9 protein-coding genes are annotated in these 11877 nt (G+C 68.8%); 4 read left to right on the top strand and 5 right to left on the bottom strand.

Annotation, left to right across the window (positions count from 1 at the left end):
* Positions 1-13: 13 nt before the first annotated feature.
* Entirely contained in the window at positions 14-2563 is a 2550-nt protein-coding gene (locus OHA89_RS36130) for a non-ribosomal peptide synthetase (RefSeq protein WP_406367986.1), read from the bottom strand.
* A gap of 59 nt (positions 2564-2622) precedes the next feature.
* Positions 2623-5352: a Pls/PosA family non-ribosomal peptide synthetase gene (locus tag OHA89_RS36125; RefSeq protein ID WP_406367985.1), complete on the bottom strand. Its 2730-nt coding sequence runs from the start codon at positions 5350-5352 to the stop codon at positions 2623-2625.
* A gap of 530 nt (positions 5353-5882) precedes the next feature.
* Here OHA89_RS36125 and sbnA point away from each other — a divergent pair.
* A complete protein-coding gene (sbnA, locus tag OHA89_RS36120; RefSeq protein WP_406367984.1) occupies positions 5883-6866 on the top strand; it encodes a 2,3-diaminopropionate biosynthesis protein SbnA in 984 nt (327 codons plus the stop codon).
* A gap of 236 nt (positions 6867-7102) precedes the next feature.
* A complete protein-coding gene (locus OHA89_RS36115; RefSeq protein WP_215140358.1) occupies positions 7103-7393 on the top strand; it encodes a hypothetical protein in 291 nt (96 codons plus the stop codon).
* An 84-nt stretch (positions 7394-7477) separates the two neighbouring features.
* Here the strand turns inward: OHA89_RS36115 and OHA89_RS36110 are convergent, their stop codons facing one another.
* Positions 7478-8227, bottom strand: a complete 750-nt coding sequence (locus OHA89_RS36110) for a hypothetical protein (RefSeq protein ID WP_406367983.1) — start codon at positions 8225-8227, stop codon at positions 7478-7480.
* Between the two features lie 229 nt (positions 8228-8456).
* Between OHA89_RS36110 and OHA89_RS36105 the strand changes: the two genes are divergently transcribed.
* Entirely contained in the window at positions 8457-8690 is a 234-nt protein-coding gene (locus OHA89_RS36105; protein WP_406367982.1) for a hypothetical protein, read from the top strand.
* Positions 8691-9003: 313 nt separating this feature from the next.
* Complete coding sequence (locus OHA89_RS36100) at positions 9004-9834, top strand: hypothetical protein (RefSeq protein WP_266612146.1); 831 nt, start codon at positions 9004-9006, stop codon at positions 9832-9834.
* 88 nt (positions 9835-9922) lie between these two features.
* Here OHA89_RS36100 and OHA89_RS36095 read toward each other — a convergent pair whose 3' ends face one another.
* Entirely contained in the window at positions 9923-10225 is a 303-nt protein-coding gene (locus OHA89_RS36095; protein ID WP_406367981.1) for a DUF2071 domain-containing protein, read from the bottom strand.
* Positions 10226-10523: 298 nt separating this feature from the next.
* On the bottom strand, positions 10524-11567 hold the full coding sequence (locus tag OHA89_RS36090; protein WP_266947155.1) for a PP2C family protein-serine/threonine phosphatase: 1044 nt from the start codon (positions 11565-11567) through the stop codon (positions 10524-10526).
* Positions 11568-11877: the final 310 nt, after the last annotated feature.

Below are 11877 nucleotides of genomic sequence, written 5' to 3'. Positions count from 1 at the left end.
AGGAGGCCGGCGATCAGGGTGAGGCCGGCTGTGCGGTGGGGCGCCGGTGGGATGCGGTGTCCAGGAACCGGGCCAGATCGGTGAGGACGGGGTGGCGGATGACGTCTGCCGGAGATACCGCGCGGTCCAGGGTGATGGCGAGTCTCACGGACGAAAGGGAGGTGCCGCCCCGGTCGAAGAAGTTGTCGCGCCGGTCGATCCGCCCTTGCGGAATGCCGAGCACGCGCGCCCACGCGGCCGCCATCCGCTGTTCGGCGGGCGTGTTCGGCGCCTGGACGTCGTCCTCGGCGTCGTGAAGTTGCGTGGCCAGGGCCGTCAGGGCCTTCCGGTCGATTTTGCTGTTGGCGGTCAGCGGGAGGCTTTCCTGCCAGTGGATGACCGAGGGGACCATGTACCCGGGCAGTGACGTGCCCAGCCGGTCCAGCAGGATGCTGGTTTCGAGCGGCTGCGGGGCGGTGTAGAACGCCACCAGGTGGGTGCTGTGGTCGGGCCGTTCGGTGACCACCACGGCGCTGTCGCGGACCCCGGGTGCTCGTAGCAGGGTGTTTTCGATCTCGCCGGTCTCGATACGGAAACCGCGGATCTTGACCTGGTTGTCGCGGCGGCCGAGGAATTCCAGCTTGCCGTCGAGCAGCCAGCGGCCGACGTCGCCGCTGCGGTACAGGCGCCGGCCCTCACGGTGAGGATCGGCAAGGTACGTGGGCCGGGTGCGCTCGGGGTCGTTGACGTAGCCGCGGCCGACGCAGACCCCGGAGAAGACGATCGTGCCGGGCGCGCCGAGCGGCACCGGGTTGAGGTGCTCGTCGACGACGTAGAGGTGCACGTTGTTGACGGGCCGGCCCAGCGGGACCCGGTCGGTGTCCGGTGTGCGGTCCATGATCTCGTGGTTGGTGTCGTCGCTGGTCTCGGTCAGCCCGTAGGCGTTGACGAGTTTGATGTCGGGCTGGGCGGTGAACCAGCGCTGGGCGAGTTCCTTCTTCAGCGCCTCACCCGTGACCGACACATAGCGCAGGTCCGGCAGCGTCCGGGGGTGCTGCTCGAGATGGGACACGACGACGTCGAGGTAGGAGGGGACTACCTGCAGCACGGTGACCCGGCCGCGGGCAACGGTGTCGACGAACCGTGCGGCGTCGAGGATCGCTTCCTGCTCGATCAGCAGGGTTCGCCCGCCGACCAGCAGTGGGGCGAGCAGTTGCCACAGCGAGATGTCGAAGCACTGGGGCGCGGTCTGGGCGACCACCTGCCCTTCGCCGATCTCGAGGTCGTCGATCTTGGCGTAGAGGTGGTTGAGCATGCCCTGGTGTTCGCACATCGCGCCCTTGGGCTCACCCGTCGAGCCGGAGGTGAAGTAGATGTAGGCCAGCTGGTCGGGTGCGACCTCGATACCGAGGTCGGTCCCGGAATGCTCCTGGCCGAAGGCGGTGTCGACGAACAGCATCTGGACCGCGGGCTGGGAGGCGAGGGCCGGCTGGAGGGTGGTGGGGGCCGGTTGTGTCATCACGAGCCCGCATCCGGCACGGGCCAGCATGGCTTTGATGCGTTCGGCCGGCAGGTGCGGCTCGATGGGCAGGTACGTGCCGCCCGCTTTGAAGACGGCCAGGACGGCGGCCAGCCAGTCCAGGTTCCTCTCCATCGCCACCGCGACCACTCCTTCACGGTGCAGTCCTTGGGCCCGCAGGGCTCGGGCCAGCCGGTTGGCGCGGGCGTTGAGCTCCTCGTAGGTCCACGTCCGGTTGCCGTGCTGAGCGGCGACGGCGTTCGGGTGCTGCCGTACACGCTGCTCGAACAGCTCGTGCACTCGGTGCTCGGGCAGGTCTCGGTGCGGCCCGGCAAGGCCATGGAGCTGGAAACGAAGTTCTTCGGCCGAGACCAGGCTCTGACTTGCGTGATCGGCATCCGGGTCAGCGGCGATCAGGGCGAGCGCGGTCAGGTGGTATCCGGCGATCCGGGCGGCGCAGTCCGCGTCGAGGACGTCGGTGCGGTAGCGCAGCCGCAGCGTCAGCCGTCCGTCGTCGTGGTGGGCGGCACCTATCCACAGCGCCGTGTCTGCGGCCAGGGTGCTGCTGTCCGGGGCCGGCTTACCGTCGGCGGCGGGGAGGTCGCCGCTGATGCCGGTGGGATCGAGCACGGTCTCGAAGGGTGCTTCGGTCAGGCCGAGTTCGCGCCTGAGGTCATCGACGGGGAAGTCCTGGTGGGCCAGCAGCTGCGCGATGGTGTGGTGGGTGTGCAGCAGCAGGCTCTTCCATGAGCCGGGGCCGGCCGTCAGCCTGCACGGCAGCGGCCTGCCGCCGACGGCAGCGACGTAACCGGTGGTGATCTCCTGTTCGCCGCTCAGCGCGGCCAGCACCTTCGCGTGGGCGGTCAGCAGCACACAGTTCAGCGGCACTGCCAGGTCGTCTGCCAGTCGGCGCAATGCTGTCGCCTGGCCGGCCGGGACCGGCGTCTCGTACTCGGCCACGCCGGCAACCGGCACGCGGGTCCAGCGTGGAAGCGGCGTGAAGCCGCTGCCGGCGGCCAGGACGCCATGCCAGAACTCTCTACTGGTAGATGCTTTGAGCGCCATGAGGGGTCTCTCTCCTGTGCTGGTGCTGGTGCTGGTGCTGATGGGGTTGGGGCTGGGCGTCAGATGCCGCCGAGCGGGTTGGGGTGTACGGGGTGCAGGGGCGCGGCGCCGGACGGGTGTGCCGGCAGCGCTGCGGGTGGCGGGGTGTTGTCGGTCAGCTGCCGGGCCGGGTTTCCTGCCCACCGGGCCCGTTGCGGGACCTGCTCGCCTTTCATGAGGAAGGAGTCGCAGGCGAGCTGGACGCCGTCTGCCAGCGTCACGCCGTAGTGGACGAACGCGCCGACACCGAGGGTGCAGCCGTCACCGATCGTGGTGCGGTCGGACTTGAAAGCGCCGTCCTCCTGCGAGTGGCACTGGACCACCGTGCCCGCGTTCAGCGTGCAGTCGTCCCCGATGGTGACGAGGGTCCGCTCCGGGAAGAAGCAGCCGTCGTCGAAGACCCGCTTGCCGATCCGCGCGCCCAGCAACCGCCAGATGACGTTCTTGAACGGGGTCCCGTCAAAGACCTGCGCGTAGTCGACCGACGCCAACTTCCAGAAGCGCTCGTGCCGCCAGAACGACGGTTCGTAGATCGAGCAGTACAGCGGCTTCTGGGCCTTGAATCCGGTGGTGGCCCGTTCGATCAGCGCGAAGTAGACGGCGGTGAACAGCAGTGTGAGGACACTGGCCAGCGCGAACGCCGACGCACCCAGCGAGGGGTAGAGGGTTGTGGCGCCCAGGGCGACGAGGGTCACGGCGAAGACGTGGATCCAGCGCGCCATCAGGTACAGCCCCGCCGTGACGGCATTGTGCCGGTTCTTGGCGGCCAGGCGCCGGCGCAGCTCGCTGCCGCTCTCCAGGTCCTGGAACCGGGTGTCCCGCATCACCGTGCGCGGAATGGCGAAGGGAGGCGAGCCCAGCAGGCCCACGTTTTCCCGTACTTCTCCGTCGACCGGGACCATCACCTTCGTCGCCAGCAGACAGTTGTCACCGGTCCTGGCCTGCGAGGGATATGCGATGCGGTTGCCGAGGAAATTGTGGGCGCCGATCGAGACCCGGGACAGCCTGAACGACGTGTTGGAGAAATCGGTGTTGATGACCGACAGGCCGTCGGCGACCATCGTCTTGCTGCCCACCGAGGTCAAGAACGGGCTGTCGTGCTTCACTTCGGAACCGAAGTTCGAACCGGTCTGTGTGACGCGGGACAGGTCGTAGCCGAGATAGCGCAGGTAGTGGACGATCGCGGAGCTGTCCCCGAACAGCGCGGTGAAGAACTTCCTGTTGGTCAGAAGTGTGATGGCCCGCTGCAGACCGTAGTGGAAGCCGTAGAGCGGATAGACCGTGTCCGGCTTGACCGCCCGATTGAGCAGGCGCGGCACGACGCCCTGGATGACCAGCCCCGCCAAAGCGGCGCCGAAGAACAGCACGAAGGACGCGGCCAGCGCACCTAGGTAGAACGTTCCGCTGGTGAACGCCGAAGTCCCGGCCTGAAGCGGTGTGGTCAGCTGCGACAGCGGGGCCAGCAGCACGGTGACGCCGCCGGTGGCCAGGGGCAGATACACCAGCACCATGGCGAGCAGCTGCCCGACGGTGTAGCGGACTTTCCTGGCGGTGGAGCAGTCGCCGGCACCGACCGTACGGAAGTCTGTGCTCGTGGGCTCGGCCGGTGACCCGTGCCAGCGCTCGCCGGCGGGGACGGTCTGCCCGGCGTGCAGGCTGGAGGCGTGCCCGAGCTGGGCCTGGCTGCCCATCGAGGTGTTGATGTCGAGGACGGTCTGTTCGCTGACGAGGACATTGCTGCCGAGGGTGACGGGGCCGGTCTGGATGAGACCGGCGTGTGCCCGGTAGCAGGAGAAGAGCACGTCCTTGCGGATCACCGTTCCGTCACCGATCGTGAGCAGGTCGGTGCAGACAGGGATGTGAGTGGAGAAGATCGCGACATTGCGCCCGATCTTCGCGCCGAGCGCCCTGAGATAGGCCACGTACAACGGCGACCCGGCGAACAGACGGACAGGGCTTGTGCGGATCAAGGTCTTGACCAGCCACCAGCGCAGGTAGCCGAGGCTCCAGACGGGGAACTCGCGCGGCGTGAAACGACCGATGAGGGTCCACTTCGCCACGATCGGCACCATGCACACGCCGGCAAAGAGCGCGCTGCCCACCAGTACGGATCGCAGGTAGACATCGAGCACACCGGTGCCGGCGCTGACCCACTCGAGGCCTCGGACCGTGGTCAGGGCAGCGAGGTAGGAATAGCCGAGGAACACCAGGAGCTGCAGCATTCCGCACAGCAGGTACTGCCCTGTGCCCGCCCGCGCCGCGATCCTGCGCGCCGAAGCAGACGCCGAAGCGGACGTCGAAGCAGACGCCGAAGCAGACTGCGGCGTTGATGCCGGGACGGCCGGATGGACGGATACGGGTGCCGAGGCTGCGGGCGCTGCGTAGGTGGACTCAGAGGCCGCCGCGGGCGCGGCGTGGGTGAGCGCGGAGGCCAGGTTGTCGGCTGTGGGATGCCGGTAGACGTCCTTCATCGATACAGGCGGCAGGTCCGCCCGCTTCCTGACCCGGGCACAAAACCCCGCCATCACCATCGAATCAGCGCCCAGCTCATCAAAGAAGTTGCTGTCGCCGGGCACCTGCTCCACTCCGACGACTTCGGCCAGCACCTCCGCAAGGAGCCGCGCGAGCTGCGCGGTCTCGGCCGGCGGGCCGCCGGACATGCCGTTTGGCCTGCCTTCGGGCCTGCTGCCGGAAAGCGTTGAGGTGCCGGGCGGGCCGGCCGTCCAGGCATCGGTGGATTTCTCTAGCATGTGCGCTCCTCGACGACGACGGTTCGGGCGCCGGGGGCTCTCATCGGGTCACCAAAGAAGAAAAACATGTTAATCCACCTAAATGCGCGTGTTCCGCTGTCGGGAAATGCCTTTCGGCATCGATCGGGTTCGTGATGCCGCCTCTCCAGTAGGCCCGGTCGGCACATATCCGTCACGCCGCTGAATGTCGGGACTTGACACCACGCACCTGCAGCGGTAAGCACCGCCGGACAGCCCGGCCGCGTGCATACGGGAAAGGCGCTCAGCCAGGTAGAGCGGTCAGCGCTCGCCGGTGTGGCACGGCATACCGCCGCGCAAGCGTGTACACACGAGAGCCGTGCCGCCCGGCGCATATCCGTGATCACGGCCGGCGTCAAGCCCCGACATCCGGTGACATGACAGAGCCACGGTCATCCCGCGTACTGGAAGAGGCCCGAAGACGTGGCAGCAAGCGACGCCTTCCCCGAGCCGCCCCCACACAGGCTGGCGGCCCCAGACACCAGCCGTGAACGCATACAAGGAGGTGCCCCGTGCCGGTCATATCCACCCCCCAGGAATTCAACCAAGACGACCTCTACGTCGACCTCGAGGCAATCACCGGGCACCGGATGTTCCTCAAATGCGAAGGATTCAATTTCGCGGGGTCCATCAAACTCAAAGCCGCAACCGCAATGGTCGAGGCCGCCGAACGCGACGGCCTGCTCACCCCTGGCTCCATCCTGGTCGAATCCTCCTCCGGCAACCTCGGCGTGGCGCTGAGCATGATCGCTGCCAGCAAGGGCTACCGGTTCGTGTGCGTCATCGACTCCCGCTGCAACCTGGCGACCCGGCTCCTCCTGGAAGCCCTCGGCACCCAGATCCACATCGTCACCGGGCCCTCCCCCACCGGCGGCCTGCTCGGCGCCCGCATCGACCGCGTCCGCGCCCTGTGCGCGTCCGACGACCGCTACGTATGGCTCAACCAGTACACCAACCCCAACAACCACACCGCTCACTACCGCACCACCGCACCGGCCATCGCCCGCGCCTTCCCCGACCTTGATGTCCTCTTCATCGGGGCCGGCACCACCGGGACCCTCATGGGGTGCGCCCGCTACTTCCGCACCTGGCACCGCCCGGTACGCATCGTCGCGATCGACACAGAAGGCTCTGCCACCTTCGGACAGACGCCCAGTCGCCGCATGATCCCCGGCCTCGGCACCAGCATCCGCCCCCCGCTACTCGACACCTCCTACGTCGACGACGTGGTACACGTCGACGAAGCCGAGACGATTCGTACGTGCCACCAACTGGCCCGCCACGGCTTCATCTTCGGCGGCTCCACCGGCACCGTCGTCAACGGCGCCACCCAATGGCTGGCTCAGCAGGAACGGCAGGTGACCGCGGTCGCCATCGCCCCCGACCTCGGCGAGCGCTACCTCGAAACCGTCTACCAGACCGACTGGGTGCGAGACCTGTACGGCGAGGACGTACTCCAGTCCCAGACCGTCAGCGCCGCCGCCCCGGCTGCCTGACCCGCCGAGCGCGCCACGGCCACAGGCACCCGCACACCACGCAACAGCGCGAGGCATCCCGAGCGTGCGACGGTCACCCACAGTGAAGGACCAATGGCGCCCTGTCGACTGAACCGCGAGCGTCGGGGCTCTTACCGCTCCTCAACCTGATCCGGACCGATATCCCCGGCCTGCAGAGGCGCGGCAGGGCCGGCTCGTTCACACTGGCAGGACGACGAACGCAGCTGGGAGGCCGGATGAGCTGGGCATCATGGACCACCCGCGGGATTTTCGCCGGACGGGACGGAGTACAGACCGGCGAGGCCGGCCCCGTCCTCACCGGTGAGCTCGATATTCACACCACCTGGACCGAGGCCGATGGTCTGGCGCATGTCACGGTGCAGTACAGCGGGGGGTCCGACTGGCTCCCCCTCGCCGGAAGCCCCGTCCCGTGCCCCAGCGAAGAGGCGAGCCGGGCCCTGCATGACGCGGTCATCCATTCCGTACGCGCCGGCGCGATCCTCCCCCTGAGCACCGACCGCCCCTGATCCTGCCCGGCGGCAAACCGGCCGGCGAAGGCGTTCGCGGCTTCACAGCACTGCTCCGGACCAGGCCGACGGCAACGTTGCCGGCTAGGGCGTGGGCGATGCCTGGGTGAGAGACATCCAGTGCCGGACGGTCTTCTGGTGGGAACCGATCGCCGTGCCTTCGGCGACTGCCTCCGCGTCCGCGACGGAGCAGGGCACTCCTGAGCGGGTCAGCAAGACGAGCGGCCACTCGGGGCCTGTGCCGGGCCCCGCCGCATCGAAGGCGGTCCAGCTCCAGGGGCCGTCGAACAGCCACGCCCGCCCGGCGGCGTCGGCGACCTCGTCGCCCGGCCGCAAAAAGGCGTACGGCCGCATCAGCAGCTCAAACGCAAAGGGGATCCCGTCGCCCGGGTGGAGGCTATAACCCTCGCCGTTGAGATGGCTGCCGTCCGGAAACTCCCGGTACGACAGACCGCGGCGCAGCACGACCACGGTCAGCTCGGGGCGGGGTAGCCAGCCCGTCTCCAGTGGAGGCACGTGGTGGTCGACAGCAGTCACGTGGACTACGGTCGGCGGGACTCCGACCCGGCAGGCGTCCCCCGCCTTCAGGTGCTCGGGCGGCGGATCGGTCCGGAACAGTTCCGCCCCGGCCTCCGCCGAGACGTACCCGCCACTGTCCACACCCAGGGCAACGATCCCGTTCCAGCGGAAGAAGGCGCTGTCGGTGTCGATGCGCCACCACGGCCACCGCACCGACACGTGGTCCCACATCACGCCTCGTTCGACCCTGGTCGGCGTGAACGGGCAGGCGACCGACAGCACGTCGCCGACCCGGAAGTCCCCCTCGTACATCATCGAGCCAGGCTAGTGCCCCATCAGGCAACGTTTGCCCTGGTCTCGCCGTGGTCGCAGGCCCGTAGCCTCGTGGGATGCACTCTCATCTGCGCTTCGAGAAACCGCCCGCGCTGCCTCACGAGGTGGTGGTCGAGACGTTGGAGCGGGCGCTTCGCAACCGCTCGCACGAGGGTGAGGCGTGGTGGGCCCGTCCTCGAATCCGTCTTCGGAACGGGCGGCCGCCCTCCCGGTGTCCGCTTCTCGGCCGTCGCCGCCCTGGGCGGCGCCGGACCGGTCCTCACCCGGACCGCCGACCGGGACGGCGACCTCCTCGTCGTCGGCGCCCGGCGACGACGCCTGCTGCCCGGGGTTCTCCACCGCACGGTACTGCGCCGCGCACGCGCCGTGCCCCGTCCTCGTCGTCCCCCTCCCGACCCTGCGGTCCCAGCCGGACGTCGCCGTGGTCGACGCCTCGGAGCTCTGACCGCTCCGGCGCCCGTCAGGCGGCACCGCCCGCCGCCGCGCCGCGCCATCACCCGCTCTGGGCCTTCGCTTCCTCGGCGACTCGGCTGGACCCCGCCGGCCAGCCGCTGCCCCTGGAACAACTCGCGGCCTACCCGGACCCCCAAGCCGTGGCCGACCTCTGCACCCACCTGACCGGCTGACGCGCTGTCGCCTGCGGTTCCCGTCCTCGAGAAGGTGCGGCTCGCAGTGGCCTTACGAACTCCTTTGCACGGTCCTACCTTTGAGCCATGAGATCTCAGCGTTCTGGCCCGCTGGCGAAAGTTGTGTTACCCGTGACGGACGGATGGCGGCTGCTGTTCGTCCCCAGCCGGGTCCGCCAGCTGGCGTTCGGGTTCGGCGCGAGCATCGTGGTCCCGGCGGTGGTCGCCGCCCCCCTGCTGCTGGGCGTTCTGCTGGGCGCCGTGATCTCGGGGAGTTCCGTCGCCTGGGGCATTCTGTGGGTCCTCCTGGCGCTCACGGTCGTCGGAATGATCCTGCTCATCGTGGCCGTGGTGTGCGTCACGGTGTCCACGACGGTGCGGTGGGTCGAGTTCCGCCCCCGGGGAACTCCGGCCCAGGTCCTCATCGCCCGCTTTCTGCGTTCGTCGACCATGGCGATGGCTGATCTGCAGCGAGTCGTCGTCATCGAGCGACTCAGTCTCGGGCAGCGACAGTCGATCAAGGTGATGCTGCATACCCGCGACGAGACGGTGGAGTGCGAACCGGCGACCTTCGCACCGCTCTCTCGGGTCGATGCACAGGCGCTGACCAGCTGGTTGACCGAGCAACTCGCCCCGGCCCAGGTGGCGGTGGAGCGTCGGACGGACGTCAAGCGAGACTTCGTGCGTCCGGACGAGTGGTGGACCCCGTCCCACACCGCCGAGCTGTGGCGGGTACCCATCGGCGAGGTCGACGGCATAGCCGCCCGGCGCCGCGTCGAGAGCTATGGGTACACGCCCCGGGCATCCGCGATGTACAGCCCTGGCACTTCGGTCACCGTCTACGACCCGGGCCGTGCCTACGAGGTCGCCGAAGAACTCCGCGCGGAACGAGCCGCCCGCCAGGCCGCCGGCGGCACGGCAGCTCCCGGCCCGGACGAGGACGACGCAACGGATTCCCGCTGACTCGGTCGGGCCGATCCTGACCGGGCGCAAAGACGCACTCCTGGATCTAGGGCTTGGCGGCCAGGTGACGCCGGCCTGCCCAGGTGGCTCAGGCGGGTCGGGCCGGGCCGAGTCTGACCGGTCCGACGCAGGGGGACGTGTGGGTTGTCGGCTCTGTTTCGGGGTCGGGTAGGCCGGCGGCCCGGGTGAGGGTCTGCGTGAGAGCCACCGTCGTCGCGTGGACCAGTGGCCAAGGCTCGTGCCGGACGGGGGTTCGCCACAGGAGGCCCATGCGTGCGGAATGGGCGTGGAAGCGGTTGGTGAGCCAGTGATCGAGGGGGCGGGCGGCCTCGGCCTGCGAGGAGCGCGTCGATCTCACGCACCCGCACACGCTCAGCCACGAGGACAGCATGGCGGGCGCTTACCGCCCGGACCTGCACTCCGGACGGCGCGTCACGACAGGGCGAACGTTGCCTGATGCGGCACTAGAACAAGCAGAGCTCGCGGGTCGGTCACAGCAGAGGTCTGACAACCGCTCGGGCGAGGGCCGCGGCGCGGACTGGGTGGGCGCGCCACGGGACCGCCTCGCCGCCCAGTGGCTCGCCGCAGACGACAGCGCCGCGACGAGCCGGCCGTACGCTTGACGTTCAACTCTCGCGTGCGTGCCATCAAGGGTGAGCGGTGCGGGCCGCTCGCTGGCACTCCGTGCCTCAGGACTCACGCAGGCGTACGGCAAGGGCGGCGATGTCGTCGTCAAGGCGTCCTCTTGTGTAGCGGAGGAGGTCGCGGTGAAGATCCGTGAGCAGTTCGCGGGGCGGTGTCGGGGGCTGTCGACGCATCCAAGCTGCCAGCGGGAAGAACTCGCCGTCGCGGGCGCGGGCCTCGGCGATCCCGTCGGTATAGAGGAGCAGCAGGTCGCCGGGGGCGAAATCGTAGGTGTCGACGCTGTAGTGATCGCCGATGAGCTCCGCGAGGCTGAGCAGTGGCGAGGGGTTGTCGGACTCGAGGACACGGAGCTTTCTGCGGCTCAGGAGCAGCGGCGGGGGGTGTCCGCAGTTGAGGATGTCGATACGTCTGCCTTTGTGCGGGATCTCGACGAGGAGGGCGGTGGCGAAGCGCTCCATCGGCCCCTCGGGGGGAAAGGCGGCGTTGTAACGGGTGCTGCTGGCGTCCAGCCTGCGTGCGACGTTGACCATGTCGGCCTCACCGTAGGCCGCCTCCCGGAAGGCGTTGACGATCGCGGCGGCCGCCCCCACTGCCGGCAGGCCCTTGCCCCGCACGTCACCGATGAGCAGCCTGACCCCGAATGGCGTGTCGACCACCTCGTAGAAGTCTCCGCCGATGCGGGCCTCCGCCGCGGCCGCGAGGTACAGCGACTCGATCTCGACGTTCCGGAAGCGGCGTGGGATAGGGCTCAGCACCACCTGTTGCGCCGCTTCGGCGACGAGCCGTACCTGGAAGAGGGTGCGCTCCCGCTGCAGCCGGACATGGCTTCCGTACGCGGCGGCCACGGTGACCGCGATGATCCCCGCGGCTGTCCACCACGTTCCCAGGTCGGGGAAGACGAGGCTGAGGCCGATCATCAGAAAGAGGCAGACCGTCCCGAGCAGGACGGTGGGCAGGACCGGCCACATGGCGGCTGCCAGGGCCGGCGCCGCCGGCAGGAGACGACTGAAGGCCATTTCAGGCGGAGTGGTGTAGGCCAGGCTGGCGATTACGACGGTCAGAATGACTGGCGACAGCCGAACGAGCATCCCCCGGCCGTAGCGCCGGCGGAGCCACGGCCGTCCAGACTCGATCACACTTCCCAGAATATCTGCGCAATGGGGGCATAGCGCCCTGACGAACAGAGTCGGCCGCCCCGCCCCTGCCGTTCCGCAGTCGATGAGCGCCCTGCCCCTACGGCCCGCGCCACTCAAACTTTGGTACGGCCGGTGACCCGACGGGCCGCTCGCGCGGCCAATCGAACGCGTGTCGTAATAGAAAGGTGAGGGCACCCTTCCGCGTCCCTGATGACCTGCTCACCCTGCAAAGGGTGGCTGCGCAACTACGCCGTTCCAGCGA

Source organism: Streptomyces sp. NBC_01546 (genome assembly GCF_045208355.1).
Lineage (GTDB): Bacteria > Actinomycetota > Actinomycetes > Streptomycetales > Streptomycetaceae > Streptomyces.
This window is presented reverse-complemented; position numbering and strand designations above follow the sequence as displayed.